This is a genomic window from Vibrio sp. E150_011 (genome assembly GCF_053544015.1).
In genome coordinates, this window is the sequence record NZ_JBHFOL010000010.1 from 69,553 (window position 1) to 86,646 (window position 17,094).

Below are 17,094 nucleotides of genomic sequence, written 5' to 3' on the forward strand. Positions count from 1 at the left end.
CGATAAAGTGATAGTAAACGAGAGTTTCTATGATGTTGCTTTGCCAGAAGTTCTAGCTTTGGTATAAAGGCAACATAGTTCTTGTGAGATAAATGAATTAATGCGAAATATTTCTGATATACGTTGGCTAAAGCTTGCCTCCTTGTTGACCTTATCTTTAGGGCTCTTTGGATGCCAGATTGATTCTGATCCTAAAAGTGAGCTAGAAGGCATCAAAGAGCGTGGTGTGCTTCGAGTCGGCACGCTTAACAATCAGCTTTCTTATTATATCGGCCCCGATGGCCCGACAGGGCTCGATTATGAGCTCGCACGTCAGTTTGCTGATGAATTAGGCGTAAAACTGGAAATGAAACCCGCTTATCGTTTAGCGAGCCTCTTCCCTGCCCTAGAGAAAGGGGAGATTGATATTATTTCCGCAGGGCTAAGCCAGTCTCCTCAACGAATTAAGCAATTTAGAGCAGGTCCAGCGTATTATTACGTCAGCCAACAAGTAGTCTATAAAAAGGGCCAATGGCGCCCAAGAAACCTAGAACAGCTTTTAGCAAATCAGGCGGAATTAGTCGAAAAAGCCGAGGGGGAGGACATCTTTGCTGTCGTACAAGACTCTCACTTTGAGCGGACGTTGGATAACGTTGCGGAAAATAACTCTGAATTTCACTACAAAGTCGATGCCAATGCCGATGTCAACGATCTGCTCAAGCAAGTCTCTGAAGGCGAGCTACTGTTCACCATGGCAGATTCGGTCGAACTCTCTCTTTCGCAACGAATCTACCCAGATTTAGCCCTTGCTTTTGAAATGACCGAGGACCAACCGATATCTTGGTATATGCGTAAATCGGATGATGAGAGTTTATACGCATTACTTATCGAGTTTTTTGGCAATCTCAAACAAAGCGGTGACCTCGCCAACCTAGAAGAGAAATACATCGGTCATATCGGTACATTCGATTACGTCGACACGCGCGCCTTTATTCGAGCTCTCGACAGTAAACTACCGAAATGGTCACCATTGTTTAAACAGTACTCTCAAGAGTTCGACTGGCGCCTAATTGCTGCTCTAGCCTATCAAGAGTCACATTGGAACCCCGTAGCCAAATCTCCAACTGGGGTGCGTGGGATGATGATGCTGACCCTACCAACGGCTAAAATTGTCAATGTGACTAACCGCCTTGACCCTGAGCAGTCTGTTCGTGGTGGCGTACAGTACCTGCGCTATATCGTCGGCCGAGTCCCCGATTCCATTCCCGAACACGAAAAAATATGGTTTGCGCTTGCCTCATACAACCTTGGGTTTGGGCATATGATGGACGCTCGACGACTAACCAAGCGCCAAGGTGGTAACCCTGACGCTTGGGCTGATGTTAAAGATCGCCTGCCTCTATTGCGCCAAAAGAAATACTACAGTCAAACTCGATATGGTTATGCTCGTGGAGATGAGGCTCAAAACTATGTCGAAAACATTCGCCGCTACTATCAAAGTATTATTGGCCACGTTAACAAGAAAATTGCCGCCGAGGCCGCACTGGATAATAGCACTGAGGGGATAGAGGTCATTACCCCCATAGAACCGGTATCTGGCGCTGAGGGTTCAATCTCTCATTCGGTCAGCAGTGCAGTCGCATCATCGCCTGAAAATGAAACTACCTCGTCAAATGAAGCCAGCGCGTCAGGTGACACTCAATAAGAATGGCTTTGTGCAGATAAAATAATCCTGCTGAGATAGCAGACATCCAAGGGTAAAAATGCGTCGAAAGTTACGTCCGTTTTTACCCTTGATTATTATGCGACGGCACTCAAACTATGAAAAAGCGCCAACTCATCCTAAATTAATGATATTGTCACATCCGCAATGTATACACCTGTAGCGCACTTTGAGGATAAGGGATGTTTGATTCCCCCCTTGCCTGCCCACTGAGACAACTAATTATTAGTGATAGGAGATCGTTTCATGCTTGCTAAGAGACGAGTACAATCAAAAAACCTGAGTAAAACGGTCTCGGCTAATCGCCGAAAACGTAAACTGGCCAATAACAAGAAAAAAATCATTTGGCGTAATCGTGCATTCATGCAGCTTATCGCACCTTAAACTATTTTGTACAAACACCTGGCAATCAGGTGTTTGTTGTTCCTTTTTCTTCTTGTTCACGCTTGGCTTTTTTGGCGTCTTTGATCTCTTTTCGTCTGCGCTTAAAAAACGCTTGAAGCTGACCTCGGCACTCATCAGCCAACAACCCCGCCTCAACATCAGCATAATGATACGAAGCCTGACTCTCAAATAAATTAAGTACCGTCCCTGCCGCTCCCGCTTTCAAATCTGGCGCGCCATAAACGATTCGTTTCACTCTGCTATGTAGTAACGCACCCGCGCACATCGGGCATGGCTCTAGCGTCACGTACAATGTGGTATCAAGTAGGCGATAGTTCCCGAGTGTTTTCCCGGCCGCTCTCAACACCTGAATCTCCGCGTGCGCAGTTGCATCATGCTGGCCAATGGATCGATTCCATCCTTCAGCAATAACCTCACCGTCTTTAACAAGCACCGCACCGACGGGGACTTCTCCTTCGCGCTCTGCCTCATTCGCTAACGCTATTGCTCGGCGCATAAACCGCTGATCATCTTCGCTGTAAATCACCGCTTCTTCCGTATGTTCTTTTGTCATGTTAACGAAATGCCTCAACAAGATAATCGATCAATGTTCTCACCTTCGACGTTAGCATTCTATTTTGTGGATACAACGCCCAAATACCTTCTCTGTCACCACGATAGTCGGTGAGCAATTCAACCAGCTCGCCCGACTCCAAGTAAGACTGCACATAATAATCGGGAAGTTGAACGATACCCAAACCTTTTAACGCTGCATCGACTAATGCGTAACCGCTATTACATTGTAATCGACCATTAATATTGATCATTCGCTCACTGCCTCCATTTGAGAAGCGCCAGTGTTTAACGGATCCTCTAAGACATTGATGCCTTTTTATCTCAGACAGCGTATGCGGCTCGCCGTAAGTGGCCAGATAATCAGGACTACAACAAACAAACAATTGCCGATCAAGCAGCTTTCTGGCCATCATTGTCGAGTCATCAAGCTGGCCTAAACGAATCGCTAGATCAAACCCTTCCTGTACTAAGTCGACTTTTTGGTTTGAGAGCATAACATCCAACTCAATTTGTGGGTGGAGCTTTAGGAACTGATGCAAAATGGGGGCTAATGATTGCTCCCCAAACGTCACGGGCGCTGTAACCTTAATTAATCCTTTTGGGGCGATTTGCAATTGAGTCACCGCAAGCTCAGCACTCATCAAGCCTTCAAGTAGCGGTTTACAGTGTCGGAAGTAACTCTCCCCCGCTTCTGTCACTGATACTTTTCGGGTCGTTCGCACCAACAACTTTACCCCTAGACGCTGTTCTAGTGCATTCACACGACGACTAATATTGGCCACCGATGTGTTAAGCCGTTTCGCGGCACCGGTAAAACTTTGGCTTTCAACCACCGCAACAAATTCGTTTACGCCTTCCCAATCGGCCATAGAACACCCTGATTATTACACTGTGGTAATAGTTTATTTCAAATCTTGCTAATTATCATTTTTTAAGAAACAAATATACTGGCGGTATCAAATGCAAATGACGCACAGTGAGCTAGTCTTATAAGACTGAATTCACCCGTGAATCATAACAACGCTATCTCTACCGATTTTGGAAGGAAGTAATCATGACTGAACAATTTATTAAATCTCGCGCGGCCGTAGCTTGGGGGCCAAACCAACCTCTTAAAATGGAAGAAGTTGATGTTATGTTGCCGAAGGCGGGTGAAGTATTAGTGAAAATCGTCGCCACTGGCGTTTGCCACACAGATGCGTTTACTTTATCTGGTGACGATCCTGAAGGCATCTTCCCAAGCATCCTTGGTCACGAGGGTGGTGGTATTGTTGAGATGATTGGTGAAGGTGTCACCAGCGTTGAAGTCGGCGATCATGTTATTCCACTTTACACCGCTGAATGTGGTGAATGTAAATTCTGTAAATCGGGTAAAACGAACCTCTGCCAAGCCGTTCGTGAAACACAAGGCAAAGGCTTAATGCCAGATGGTACAACACGTTTCTATAAAGACGGCCAACCAATTTACCACTACATGGGTTGTTCAACTTTTTCTGAGTACACCGTACTACCAGAAATTTCTCTTGCTAAAGTAAACAAAGAAGCCCCTCTTGAAGAGGTTTGTCTGCTGGGTTGTGGTGTCACGACGGGCATGGGCGCGGTACTGAATACCGCCAAAGTAGAGAAAGGCGACACCGTCGCTATCTTTGGGTTAGGCGGTATTGGCCTGTCAGCCATCATCGGTGCGCGCATGGCTGGCGCCAGTCGTATCATTGGTGTCGACATCAATGAGAGCAAGTTTGACCTTGCTAAACAACTGGGCGCAACGGATGTAATCAATCCAACCAAATTCGATAAGCCTATCCAAGAAGTTATTGTTGAAATGACCGATGGTGGTGTGGACTATTCATTTGAGTGTATCGGTAATGTCAACGTCATGCGTCAAGCTCTCGAGTGCTGCCACAAAGGCTGGGGCGAATCAGTTATCATCGGTGTTGCTGGCGCAGGGCAAGAGATCTCCACTCGCCCATTTCAGCTTGTCACAGGACGAGTATGGCGTGGTAGCGCATTTGGTGGCGTGAAAGGCCGCAGCGAACTGCCAGAAATTGTAGACCGTTATATGGCGGGTGAGTTTGGGTTACAAGAGTTCATTACGCACACGATGCCGCTTGAAGAGATTAACGAAGCCTTTGAGTTAATGCACAAAGGCGAAAGTATCCGTACCGTTATTCACTACAGCAAATAAATATCGACTAAGCCCTAGGCTCAAACCTAGGGCTTTTTTTGGAGCATAATAATCCCCATGACTATTGAAAACATTAGCCAAGCAAAAGCCTTTGGTGGTTGGCATAAACAATATACTCATCACTCTAGCGCGTTAGATTGCGCGATGAGATTTGCGGTCTATCTTCCTCCAGAAGCCAGCAAAGAGACGCCCGTACCCGTCTTATATTGGTTGTCAGGCTTAACATGCAGCGATGAAAACTTTATGCAAAAGGCGGGCGCGTTCAAGATGGCCGCTAAATTAGGCATCGCCATTGTGGCACCAGACACCAGCCCACGTGGCGAAGGCATTCCTGATGATCCTGACGGTGCGTATGATTTTGGGCTCGGTGCAGGTTTTTATCTAAATGCCACTCAATCGCCATGGAACCGAAACTATCATATGTATCGTTATGTCGTTGATGAGCTGCCGGCACTGATTGAACAACATTTCCCTGTGACGCAAGACAAATCCATCTCAGGGCATAGCATGGGCGGGCATGGCGCTTTGACAATCGGCCTGAAAAATAGCGACAAGTATCGCTCTATTTCAGCCTTTAGTCCTATCACTAACCCAATGAATTGTCCTTGGGGGCAAAAGGCCTTTAGTCAATACCTAGGCAACAATGTAGACGGCTGGAAAGAATACGATAGTGTCGAGCTGCTAAAGGCAAAAATGGCGACGCTACCGATTCTCGTCGACCAGGGGGAAGATGATGGCTTCTTGCAAGAGCAACTCAAGCCTGAGTTGTTACTGGCCGCTGCCGAAGTTTCTGGTAGTGATGTAAAACTTAGGATGCAGCCTGGGTATGATCACAGCTATTTCTTTATCCAAAGCTTTATAGACGATCACCTTCGGTTTCACGCCAGTTTCTTAAATACCTCTCGATGAGCATTGCGCTGAATGTTGCTCTTTCCCTACTTTAATGGGTAAACGTAACTCATGGCTAAAGCGCCCTTTTTTTAAAGTGCTCAACAGAATAAAAATCCCGTCTCAAGGACGGGATTTTCTCTATTTATCACTTTAGGTTGCACCCGAGTATTTCATCGGCGCAGGCCCCTTACCTTTACATCGTGTAAGTGTAAGGTGCTTGAATACCTAGTGGGATACCAAGTGCCCAATAAGCAAGCAGGAAGGCCGTCCAGCCAATGAGCATAGCGATAGAGAATGGCATCATCAATGAAGCCAGCGTACCGATACCCGTTGATTTAACGTAGCGTTGGCAGTAAACCACAACTAGCGGGAAGAACACCATAAGTGGAGAAATGATGTTAGACACAGAATCACCTACACGGTAAGCCGCCTGAGAAAGCTCAGGAGAGATACCAACAGCCATAAGCATTGGCACTAGGATTGGGCCAATAAGCGCCCATTTAGCCGATGCAGAGCCAACAAGAAGGTTTACAAACGCAGTAAGAAGAATCATCCCTACGATAGTCGCTTGACCCGGAAGGTTCATCGCTTTCAGACCTTCTGCACCGTAAAGTGCCAGCATCGTACCAATGTTTGATTGAGCAAATGCGGATAAAAACTGAGCACAGAAGAACGACATTACAATGTATGCACCCATGGTAGACATGGTGTGTGACATAGCCTTAATGATGTCATTGCTGTTTTTAAACGTCCCTGAAACGCGGCCGTAAACAATACCCGGAATAATAAACAGGATAAAGATCAAAGGTACAATCGACTGCATGATAGGTGCAGAGAACGCTGTCAGCTCGCCTTCAGGAGAACGAAGTGCCGAGTTTTCAGGCATAAGCGCAACCACTAGCAACGCAATACCAGCCATCATAGCCCAGCCTGCAGCACGGAAAGCTTTTGATTCTGTTTCGTTAAACGATCCCAGATCAGGCGCTTCTTCTGCATCTTCATCAACAGGAAGATTAGCAAGGCGTGGTTCAATGATTTTCTCTGTTACGTACCAACCAATTGCAATCACTAGGATTGAAGATAGGCCTGTGAAGAAAATATTTGAAAGTGGGTTAATCACATAATCTTGGTCTAATACTTGAGCCGCAGTTTGTGTGAAACCAGCCAATAGCGGATCAATACCAGACGGAATAAAGTTAGCAGAGAAACCACCCGACACACCAGCAAACGCAGCAGCAATACCAGCCAGTGGGTGACGACCCGCAGCATGGAAGATGATGCCACCAAGCGGGATAACCAATACATAGCCAGCGTCGGCTGCAGTATGAGAAACGATAGCCACCAAGATTAACATTGGTGTAAGAAGTTTTGCTGGCGTGAAGTTCAACATCTTCTTCAGGCCAGTTTGGATAAAGCCAGATGAATCAGCAACACCAACACCCAACATTGCAACCAATACAATACCAAGTGGCGCAAAGCTTGTGAACGTTGTAACCATGTTGGCTAAGAAGCTTGCTAGCGCTTCGCCTGTTAGCAAGTTATTCACTTCAAGCACACCGCCAGTACGCGGGTTAATTAAGTCAAAGCTAACATTAGATAAGACAGCAGAGGCAACCCAAACAATAACGAGCGCCCAGAAAAAGAGAATAGCAGGATCAGGAATCTTGTTCCCTGCCTTTTCAATTGCGTTTAAAAAGCGATCCATTCCACTCGGCTTTGGAGTTGGTGCTTGATTGATATTTTGGTTACTCATGGTAACTCCATTTTGATGTTGTAATGCGTGAACTTTGGGTAGCTTCACTGTGTTATAAATTCTTCGTGCTCATTTTATTTAAAAAAAATGAAAATAGTAGATAATTTCAAAGTATTTCCATTTTTGTAGACTTATTTTGCAAAAAACACCAGTAGAGATAACATTAAAACAACATTAACTCGCACATATTCAAAACATTCCTCTAACTAGCACGTAAAACACCCAATTATATAATAATAGCGCACTAATCGACCAAGTTAGGAGGCCAATGCAATGCGTGACAATATCACTCGTGATGATAAAAAATGAGAAAGGAAAAAATCAGAAATACGACAGGTGCTCGCTGCTTACGAAGCTAGTCAAATTCGCTGTATTGCGTGAGCTTGGTTTGTAAATTGATCGATTGGTGTTGTCCGGTCCGATCAGGCCATGTCACCACAATATCAATTGTTTTAACGCGACCTCCTAATAAACCAGTACTGACGGTCCATTTGATCAAAAAAGGGGGATGGGTCGCATCCATACCAGCAACAATATCTGTATCAAAATCAGCAATAGACAATGTCGACATCGCGGCATCTGCGCCGCGTGTTCTAAACCACTCGAACTGTGACTCTGCCAGTCCAAGTGCCTTAATGCTTTGCGATGCATAATCGGCGCGTTGCTCAATGTAGGTTTGCATTTTTACTAGCCCTAATGCACCAACACTAATCAAACAAAAAGAAATCATAACTTCAATTAAGCTAAAGCCTCGCTGATTAGAAGTCACGCCACGCACCTTTTTTCCATTTAACAAAAGACGCGAAATCAGGAATCGCGGCACGATCGAAATCCAGGTCAACAGCGCCATCAAATACACTCATCCCTCCTGGCGTATCAAGTACATACCCTCCAGTGGGTTTAAAAGAACCGCTAACCATAAATACCAAGTTCTCTTTCTGTGTCGTCGTTAGACTCACTGGTATATACGCTGAGCTCGATACGTTATGATCCCAACGCTTTGTCATATCGCCAATGCCGGACGTAAATAAATGGTAGATCATCCCAGTAAAGGTATGACTTCCTCGCACTGCTAATACCCCATTTTCAACCACTAACACTTTTGGTTTCCAACCTAGTTTTGCATCGGTCATGCTGCTGCCATCTTCAAGGTCGCAGTCCCCTTCAACCCAAACCTTATCAGTGAATTCAAATGCCTTTCTTATCCGCTCCTGACAACTTCCAAGAGCGTTGGGAATGAGCGTGCCTGCAACAATTTCAAAATCAGACTTTACTGACTCTAATTCCGATCTAGGCTTGCCAAAGAACGACTGGAACGGGTCAAGATCCGCAGTATAAACAAAATCATTTTCTAACAATTTCCCGTCACCAACTAACCCATCATTTTGACCCGTTATGTTGACATAAACGTCATGACTACCGTGTTCGACACAGTTGCCGTTTGCCGTACTGGCCGGGCAGGTCACCAAGCTAGTGTCCGTTTGCATCATTGCATGACAAGGTGTTGATAGGGAGGGAGACTTGGTTTTAAAAGCACCTCTTAAAATTAAGGCATTTTGATAGCGAACCGATACACACGTATCAATGCCGGTGAGCTCAGGCGTAAAGTAATACGAACCGATTAACATCAAATCAGATCGAGCTTGAATTGCCCCTGTATATCTCGTTTGAAACTGAATGGTCCGTTTAATTTCTTTCGTCCCTTTCGCCAGCGCACTCAGGGTAAATTCTGTCGAGCTATTGGGTATCTCCTCAACCGTGACAGCACTCTCTTGGCACAACGAATAGTTTTGACTCAAAGGGGGGATGCTAGGGTTCATTCTATTGATAGCCAACCCGCATTCAATACCGCCTTCGGCAAGCCAATGCATTTGACGAGATAACACCTCATTTTGCGCTCTTTTTATTTCGTAGAACGTCGATTTATAACCGCCTAATGCCACGACTAAGGCAATCAACAACAATAAAGCGGTTGTGATCAATGTTGCCATGCCTCTTTGGGGCTTCTTCGACATAGACGTCATTGACCATTCCTAATGAGAAACTTTCTTTCCATACTTGCTGTGACCTCTGAGTTACCTCTAAGTTGAGCAGCCATAGACAAATGGAGGTATTGCTTACTGGCGCTAGGGCCAGAGACATTAAATACCCCCAAAGCAAAGTGAGTCACTGAAATCAAGTCTTCCTCAAGTAACGACGTACAACGCTTCGCACTGAAATAATTCGTATCAAGAATCGTGTTCTTACGATGCCGACAAATTCGCAACGATTGAGACGCAGCAGAGAATGTCCACAATACATTTTCATACTCAGCACCACTTTCTTGATGATCGTCCCAGTACACGTATTGGGCGCGAGCTCCGTCTGCAGAGACATGTATCGTCGACGTCGCCCCCAATGGTCGGCTTGTGGTTCCTAACTCGCTGTAGCCTGCTCTGAGTAAATCATTTTGAATACGACGAGCAGCGGTGGCCATCGCTTGATTAAGCAATAATACTTGGGAGCGCTCAGAGGCGTGCTGCTGCACCACTAGGTAAATTGAACCAATGGATCCAATCGCAATGAGACCGATTGTCGAAGCAATCAGCATCTCAATAAGTGAACCGCCTTTTTCACGACAAAGCCTCACGATGAACACCGCCCGACCCCATATTCTCGGCTCCCAAACTGACAGATGACGATTCGACCTGAAGCTGATGAGGTAACAATTTTAATCCCCGACTCTTGTTGAGAATAAGGACTGATAGTCAGCGTCCCTGCAGATAAGACGACACCGGTTAAATGGTCAAACTTAATCTGCTGGCTATTGTGATTGAGTTGAATATAGACACTCTTATAAGGTTGGCCATGCAGGGTAAAGACAGCAGCTGTCGATGAAGAAGCATCATTCGTTACCGTAATATCCCACTCCCCAAGCTCCGAACCATGAGGAAGATTACTGAAGTGAACCCATAACGGTTCATTTCTCATGATAGCGTGGGCCTTGGTTTGCATCATTAACCCATAGATTTCTTGAGCAACTCGCTCTACCTTAGTCTCCCTCGACAACCCTGAAAAGTTGGGCACGATTGCTATCATCAACACCGCCATCACAAACACGCTAATCATTAGCTCTAGTAGGGTAAATCCGCGAACCATTTCTCAAATCCCAATGTAACCTTCCACAACAATCGAATAGATATTGCACAAATCCTATCAGGCGAGAACACTATAAAAGCCATAAAAAATAGACAGTTGGGCTGAGTTAATAAAATGAAATGTAAAACAAGCCATCAGATTCAATCTGGTTTGACCTTGATCGAACTTCTTATCACTTTAGCCGTACTCGGTGTCTTAAGTGCGGTGGTGTATCCCACCTATACTCAACACACTCGAGAGGCATATCGAATGATTGCCTTGGGGGATATGCTTGAGATACAACTTGAACTCGAACGTAGCTATAGTGCGGGCTATGACTTCACTCGAGTTATCTCAAATGGGCAATGTCTCGCTTGTGAGTCGGAGTGGGACCGTTATCAATTCAAGGTGGTCAGCTCGGCTGATGCCGCCTATACGATCATCGCACTAGCCCAAGCAGTTACTAAGCAAACACAAGATACGTGTTTAAAAAAAGAAGGGGTAATGACCATAGATTCCAAAGGTATTGCGCTTCCGGAGGCTTGTTGGAAGTAGATTGATATCTATGCTCCAGATACAAAAAAGCTCGCCATATGAGGCGAGCTTCTCTTCGCTAAACAGTGGCCTTTATCTAGACGGGTTACTGTAATACAACTCGGTTAGGTTGTTATCACCGAGCTGATTAGCTGGTTAGATCATCAAAGAACTTCTTAACGCCATTGAAAAAACCTTCGGATTTTGGCTGATGCTTATTTGCCGCGTCGCCACCACAAGTATCTTCAAACTCGCGAAGTAATTCTTTTTGGCGGGCACTTAGTTTCACTGGTGTTTCAATAACCAATTTAACAATTAAGTCTCCAACACCGCCACCACGTACACCCTTCACGCCTTTGCCACGCATACGGAACATACGACTAGTTTGTGTCTCTTCTGGCACCTTCAAGTTAACACGGCCATCAAGCGTTGGTACTTCAACTTCACCACCAAGCGCCGCTTGAGCAAAGCTTACCGGCACCTCACAGTACAAGTTATTACCTTCACGCTCAAAGATATGGTGTTCTTTGACATGAACTTGCACGTAAAGATCACCCGCTGGTGCGCCTTGCTCGCCAGCTTCGCCTTCACCAGACAATCGGATACGATCGCCAGTATCAACACCAGCTGGGATTTTCACGTTCAGCGTTTTAGATTTTTGAATACGCCCTTGACCATGACAGCTATTACATGGATCTTTAATAATCTTGCCTTGCCCATTACAGGTTGGACAGGTTTGTTGTACCGCAAAGAAACCTTGACGCATCTGAACTTGGCCATGCCCATGACAAGTACCACAAGTCTGTGGTGATGAGCCTTTTTTAGCGCCACTGCCGTCACAAGGTTCACACTCAACTAATGTTGGAACTTCGATTTCTTTTGATACACCACGAACCGCTTCCTCTAACGAGAGCTCCATGTTGTAGCGTAAATCAGAACCACGTTGAGCGCGTGATTGGCCACGTCGACCGCCGCCAAAGATATCGCCGAAAACATCGCCAAAAATATCGCCAAAATCACCAGAGCCACCGCCGCCGAAGCCGCCACCGCCCATACCACCTTGCTCAAAAGCTGCATGGCCATATTGGTCATATGCGGCTTTTTTCTGAGGGTCAGTTAGGATTTCGTACGCTTCTTTTACTTCTTTAAATTTATCTGCCGCCGATTCATCACCTTGGTTTCTATCCGGGTGAAACTTCATAGCTAGACGTTTATAGGACTTCTTGATATCGCGTTCAGACGCATCACGACCTACACCTAATACTTCGTAAAAATCACGTTTTGACATATTGCTTGGTACCAATTACTTCGACAAACAGCCCAGCGCTGTTTTGGGGTTGTATCGTTCTAGATAAAGATTGCAATTCCTTATCTAGAAAGACAGATGATAACTATACGGGCGTAAAGGTTACCCTAAACGCCCGTATAAATCGCTTTTTTAAGGACTCTAAGAAGAGTCCTCTCAGCTAAACCATCCTAAATCAGAGGAGGAAAACACGTCGTTTTCTTATTAATGAGTAAGAAAACGTGCCTCTCCGGCTCCGAGATTAGGCAGCCTAGCGACAAGAATTATTTTTTCTCGTCTTTCACTTCTTCGAACTCAGCATCAACAACGTCGTCTTCTTGCTTAGGCTGTTCACCAGCTTCTGCGTCAGCGCCTTGCGCTTGTTGTTGTGCCATTTCCATTAGCTTTTGAGCAGCAGCCATTAGCGCTTGAACTTTAGCATCGATAGCTTCTTTATCATCGCCGCTCTTCACTTCCTCTAGCTCTTTGATAGCGGTTTCGATTTTTTCTTTCTCTTCCGCTGGAAGCGCTTCGCCCGCTTCTTCAATTTGCTTGCGAGTACCGTGAATCATTTGGTCCGCTTGGTTACGTGTTGCAACTAAATCTTCGAACTTCTTGTCCGCTTCTTTGTTCGCTTCCGCTTCCTGAACCATTTTCTCGATGTCTTCGTCGCTCAGACCACTTGATGCTTGGATAGTGATCTTCTGCTCTTTACCTGTCGACTTGTCTTTCGCAGATACGTGTAGGATACCATCCGCATCAAGGTCGAAAGTTACTTCGATTTGAGGCATACCACGAGCAGCAGCTTGAATGCCTTCTAGGTTGAATTGACCTAGAGACTTGTTGTAAGTCGCTTGCTTACGCTCACCTTGTAAAACGTGGATAGTTACCGCGCTTTGGTTGTCTTCTGCAGTAGAGAAAACTTGGTTCGCTTTTGTTGGGATCGTTGTGTTCTTCTCAACAAGCTTCGTCATTACGCCGCCCATTGTCTCGATACCTAGAGAAAGAGGAGTAACATCTAGAAGAAGTACGTCTTTCACATCACCAGCAAGTACGCCACCTTGAACTGCAGCACCCATTGCTACTGCTTCATCCGGGTTTACGTCTTTACGTGGTTCTTTACCGAAGAACTCAGTTACCTTAGCTTGAACCATAGGCATACGAGTTTGGCCACCCACTAGGATAACGTCGTTGATGTCGCTTACTGATAGATCTGCATCTGCTAGTGCAACTTTAAGTGGCTCAAGTGAACGTTGTACTAGGTCTTCAACTAGAGATTCTAGTTTTGCACGAGTCACTTTAACGTTCATGTGCTTAGGACCTGTCGCGTCTGCCGTTACGTACGGTAGGTTCACGTCAGTTTGAGAAGTAGAAGAAAGCTCAATTTTTGCTTTCTCTGCTGCTTCTTTAACACGTTGCATAGCAAGTGGATCGTTCTTAAGATTGATGCCTTGCTCTTTGTTGAATTCTTCAACCAAGTAGTTGATCAGACGAGTATCGAAATCTTCACCACCAAGGTGTGTATCACCGTTAGTTGCAAGTACTTCAAACGTTTTCTCACCTTCAACTTCATCGATTTCGATGATAGAGATATCGAATGTACCACCACCAAGGTCATAAACCGCGATAGTGCGATCGCCGCCTTTCTTGTCTAGACCGTATGCCAATGCAGCCGCTGTAGGCTCATTGATGATACGTTTAACTTCTAGACCTGCGATACGACCTGCATCTTTGGTTGCTTGACGCTGTGCATCGTTAAAGTAAGCCGGAACAGTAATTACTGCACCCGTTACTGCTTCACCAAGGAAGTCTTCAGCCGTTTTCTTCATTTTTTTCAAGATTTCAGCCGAAACTTGAGGCGCTGCCATTTTTTGGCCTTGCGCTTCTACCCATGCATCACCATTGTCAGCTTTAACAATTTTGTAAGGCATGATTTCGATGTCACGCTGAACTTCTTCATCTTCAAAACGACGACCGATAAGACGCTTGATTGCAAACAACGTATTTTCTGGGTTAGTCACTGCTTGACGTTTTGCAGGTTGACCTACAAGAGTTTCACCGTCTGTATAAGCAATAACCGATGCGGTTGTGCGTTCGCCTTCCGCGTTTTCAAGTATGCGTGGCTTGTCGCCGTCTAAAACTGCAACACATGAGTTAGTAGTACCTAAATCAATACCAATGATCTTACCCATCAGGCTATCTCCGAATAAATTCTGTAATTACGCTTTCTAATGCCCAACATTGGGACTGAGAGCCAGTTTGAAAACCAACTCAAAATAGGTTTGTTTTCTGTATGAACCATAAATAAGGGCAGCAACGCGCTTTTCAAGGGAGAGCGCTAAAAAAAATTGCATTTTTATTGTATTTAGACAAAAAACGGAGCTCAAAGGCTCCGTTTCATCGAGTTCACGCTTCGCGCGTTACTGCTTATGTTGCTTATGCTTGCCCTTGAATCGGCGCTGCATCATTGACTGAGTCAGAATCAATCTCACCTTCTGTATGCGCAACAATCGTATTCACAGCAGTATCGCCGACAACGTTGGAACTGGTACAGAACATATCATTGATACGGTCAACGGCGGCAACGATAGCTAGGCCTTCTGGTGGCAACCCAAGTTGATGTAGAAGTACACCAATCATCACCACACCGCCACCAGGAACACCACCAGCGCCAATCGACAACAACAAGATAGTAAAGCCCATTGTCACGAGATCCGTCATCTGGATCGGTTGACCAAACGCGTTTGCAATAAAGATAGTCGCAATCGCAATATAGATAGACACCCCAGCCATGTTCATAGTTGCGCCAAGAGGCACACCAAAACCAGCGACAGATTTAGACACACCAATCTTGTCTGTCAACGTTCTCATTGTCACAGGGATGGTTGCATTTGAACTGGCCGTCGATAATGAAAATAGAACTTGCTCACGCGTCGCACGCATAAATTGAGCCGGTGTCACTTTCGTTGTGACCCCAACCATAATCGGGTAGACCACAAATATCCACAGGATAAGAATACCCACCACTAGGGCAACATATCCGGCAACAGACGCCAATGTACCCGCATCTAAAGTAGCGCCAAGTTGAATCATCAATGCAAACACACCGTATGGCGCAAGACTCATCACCAAGCCGATAAGCTTCATCATGATATCGTTGCCCATTTTAAATGCACTGATTGCTGGGCCACCCTTCTTGTCTAGGGCTTGAATCGCTAACCCAGTCAAAATAGCCATGAATATAATCTGTAACATGTCGCCATTAGCAAACGCTTGGAAAGGGTTGCTTGGTACAATGTTTGTGATCAGCGAGAAGATATCCGGCGTCGTCGTCGATGTAAGCTCGACAGTTGCAGCAACGGTACCGCCAAGGTTAGCGCCAGCACCTGGCTGAACAATCATGCCAATAGTCAGTGCAAAGGTAATCGCAACGACAGTATTAAGAATATAAAGCGCAAAAGTTTTACCGCCCAGGCGGCCAAAGGATTTAATGTCTTTAAGTTCTACAATACCGCAAACGATAGATACATAGACGAGTGGTACAACAAGTAATTTTATCAGCGATACAAACATACCGCCCACGCCTTCCGCAAGGCCAAGTAGGTATTGATCAAAGAGGCTAACGCCCGCGAACAAGTATTGAATTGCAGTACCAATCAGTAGACCAGCAAATAGACCAATGAAGATCTTTTGGGATAGTGGTTTATTCATTCATAGACTCCAGAATGTTGTGTTGATTCCCTGTGTGTTTCTAGTTATTTGCTTTCTTATTGATAGAAAACTCAGGGCATCTTACAGATTCAGAGGTTAAAATAAAGCATTAATTTTACATTTTGTTACCTCAGCGAAACAATATAAAAACCTAATGCAAACATGGCTACTGATATTTTTAACCAAAAAAAATGAAGCCATATGGCTTCATTTAATTGAAATACTTAGACTAATGATAAAGCTGACTCTCTCTATCAAAAGTTTCGTTGAGTACTATTTAGAGACCATGACCATCGCAGGTCGGATCACACGGCCGTTCAGCTCATAACCTTTTTGCATGACGAACATCACAGTATTAGGTTCGTGATCGGCGCTCTCTTGAATTGACATCGCTTGGTGCAGTTCTGGGTTGAACGTTTCGCCTTCAGGGTTAATCTCCTTAAGGCCAAATTTAGCCACAACGTCAACCAATGTTTTGTGCGTCAGTTCAACACCTTCAACGATCGGCTTAACCACTTCATTCTCTGTATCAGCTGCTGCGATTGCACGTTCAAGGTTATCAATCACAGGCAGCAACTCTTCAGAGAATTTATTCAGCGCGTATTTACGTGCCTTATCAATTTCTTGTTCAGTACGACGACGCATGTTTTCCATCTCAGCTTTTGCGCGCAATACCGAGTCTTGTTGCTCTTTAATCTTAGCTTCGCTAGACAGCAATGCTGCTTCTAATTGAGCGATCTTAGCTTCTTGGATATCTTGCTCAGATTCTTCGTTCCATTCAACATCAGCGTCAGAACCCACCACATCGGCGTCTTGTGTTTCAACATCTTGTGTATGCAGATCGTCTTTATTTACTTTGTTTTCTTCGTTGTTCATGGTCTCTCCGAAATACTCTATTCAATTCAATGCATGCTGGCCAAGCCAGAAACTTGGATTAATTTCATTCCAAACACTGC

General features: G+C 45.2%; 16 protein-coding genes. 5 read left to right on the forward strand and 11 right to left on the reverse strand.

The window, feature by feature from the left end; genetic code table 11:
• Window positions 1-100: 100 nt before the first annotated feature.
• Together mltF and ACE1OE_RS15630 are read left to right on the forward strand one after the other, a co-directional pair.
• Complete coding sequence (gene mltF / locus ACE1OE_RS15625; RefSeq protein ID WP_449211596.1) at window positions 101-1,684, forward strand: membrane-bound lytic murein transglycosylase MltF; 1,584 nt, start codon at window positions 101-103, stop codon at window positions 1,682-1,684.
• A gap of 264 nt (window positions 1,685-1,948) precedes the next feature.
• A complete protein-coding gene (locus ACE1OE_RS15630; RefSeq protein ID WP_198593089.1) occupies window positions 1,949-2,086 on the forward strand; it encodes a hypothetical protein in 138 nt (45 codons plus the stop codon).
• Between the two features lie 25 nt (window positions 2,087-2,111).
• Here the strand turns inward: ACE1OE_RS15630 and tadA are convergent, their stop codons facing one another.
• Both tadA and ACE1OE_RS15640 read right to left on the reverse strand, forming a co-directional pair.
• Entirely contained in the window at window positions 2,112-2,660 is a 549-nt protein-coding gene (gene tadA / locus ACE1OE_RS15635) for a tRNA adenosine(34) deaminase TadA (RefSeq protein WP_449211597.1), read from the reverse strand.
• Window position 2,661: 1 nt separating this feature from the next.
• On the reverse strand, window positions 2,662-3,531 hold the full coding sequence (locus ACE1OE_RS15640) for a LysR family transcriptional regulator (protein ID WP_449211598.1): 870 nt from the start codon (window positions 3,529-3,531) through the stop codon (window positions 2,662-2,664).
• A 185-nt stretch (window positions 3,532-3,716) separates the two neighbouring features.
• Between ACE1OE_RS15640 and ACE1OE_RS15645 the strand changes: the two genes are divergently transcribed.
• Together ACE1OE_RS15645 and fghA are read left to right on the forward strand one after the other, a co-directional pair.
• Window positions 3,717-4,847, forward strand: a complete 1,131-nt coding sequence (locus tag ACE1OE_RS15645; RefSeq protein WP_372062819.1) for an S-(hydroxymethyl)glutathione dehydrogenase/class III alcohol dehydrogenase — start codon at window positions 3,717-3,719, stop codon at window positions 4,845-4,847.
• A gap of 57 nt (window positions 4,848-4,904) precedes the next feature.
• Window positions 4,905-5,756 (forward strand): S-formylglutathione hydrolase, encoded by an 852-nt coding sequence (gene fghA, locus ACE1OE_RS15650; RefSeq protein ID WP_372062818.1) that lies wholly within the window; start codon window positions 4,905-4,907, stop codon window positions 5,754-5,756.
• 175 nt (window positions 5,757-5,931) lie between these two features.
• Here the strand turns inward: fghA and ACE1OE_RS15655 are convergent, their stop codons facing one another.
• The 5 genes from ACE1OE_RS15655 to ACE1OE_RS15675 all read right to left on the reverse strand — a co-directional run bounded on the left by ACE1OE_RS15655 (window position 5,932) and on the right by ACE1OE_RS15675 (window position 10,629).
• The gene (locus tag ACE1OE_RS15655; RefSeq protein WP_102469635.1) at window positions 5,932-7,491 is read right to left on the reverse strand and encodes an AbgT family transporter; all 1,560 of its coding nucleotides are present in this window, start codon (window positions 7,489-7,491) and stop codon (window positions 5,932-5,934) included.
• A 355-nt stretch (window positions 7,492-7,846) separates the two neighbouring features.
• Window positions 7,847-8,260 (reverse strand): type IV pilus modification PilV family protein, encoded by a 414-nt coding sequence (locus ACE1OE_RS15660; protein ID WP_449211599.1) that lies wholly within the window; start codon window positions 8,258-8,260, stop codon window positions 7,847-7,849.
• Window positions 8,250-9,515, reverse strand: coding sequence for a hypothetical protein (locus ACE1OE_RS15665; protein WP_449211600.1), 1,266 nt, complete (start codon window positions 9,513-9,515; stop codon window positions 8,250-8,252). The genes ACE1OE_RS15660 and ACE1OE_RS15665 overlap by 11 nt, the downstream gene beginning before the upstream one ends.
• On the reverse strand, window positions 9,512-10,129 hold the full coding sequence (locus ACE1OE_RS15670) for a PilW family protein (protein ID WP_449211601.1): 618 nt from the start codon (window positions 10,127-10,129) through the stop codon (window positions 9,512-9,514). Before ACE1OE_RS15670 ends, ACE1OE_RS15665 begins: the two co-directional genes overlap by 4 nt.
• Window positions 10,117-10,629 (reverse strand): GspH/FimT family pseudopilin, encoded by a 513-nt coding sequence (locus ACE1OE_RS15675; RefSeq protein ID WP_372062814.1) that lies wholly within the window; start codon window positions 10,627-10,629, stop codon window positions 10,117-10,119. Before ACE1OE_RS15675 ends, ACE1OE_RS15670 begins: the two co-directional genes overlap by 13 nt.
• A 114-nt stretch (window positions 10,630-10,743) precedes the next feature.
• Between ACE1OE_RS15675 and ACE1OE_RS15680 the strand changes: the two genes are divergently transcribed.
• Complete coding sequence (locus ACE1OE_RS15680; RefSeq protein WP_449211602.1) at window positions 10,744-11,163, forward strand: type IV pilin protein; 420 nt, start codon at window positions 10,744-10,746, stop codon at window positions 11,161-11,163.
• A 127-nt stretch (window positions 11,164-11,290) separates the two neighbouring features.
• On the opposite strand, the gene dnaJ is transcribed toward ACE1OE_RS15680, so the two are convergent.
• The 4 genes from dnaJ to grpE form a co-directional block, all read right to left on the reverse strand.
• Complete coding sequence (dnaJ, locus tag ACE1OE_RS15685; protein ID WP_102469630.1) at window positions 11,291-12,430, reverse strand: molecular chaperone DnaJ; 1,140 nt, start codon at window positions 12,428-12,430, stop codon at window positions 11,291-11,293.
• 281 nt (window positions 12,431-12,711) lie between these two features.
• Window positions 12,712-14,619 (reverse strand): molecular chaperone DnaK, encoded by a 1,908-nt coding sequence (gene dnaK, locus ACE1OE_RS15690; protein ID WP_102469629.1) that lies wholly within the window; start codon window positions 14,617-14,619, stop codon window positions 12,712-12,714.
• Between the two features lie 244 nt (window positions 14,620-14,863).
• Window positions 14,864-16,138, reverse strand: a complete 1,275-nt coding sequence (locus ACE1OE_RS15695) for a dicarboxylate/amino acid:cation symporter (protein ID WP_449211603.1) — start codon at window positions 16,136-16,138, stop codon at window positions 14,864-14,866.
• Window positions 16,139-16,411: 273 nt separating this feature from the next.
• A complete protein-coding gene (grpE, locus tag ACE1OE_RS15700) occupies window positions 16,412-17,014 on the reverse strand; it encodes a nucleotide exchange factor GrpE (protein ID WP_372062811.1) in 603 nt (200 codons plus the stop codon).
• Between the last annotated feature and the right edge of the window lie 80 nt (window positions 17,015-17,094).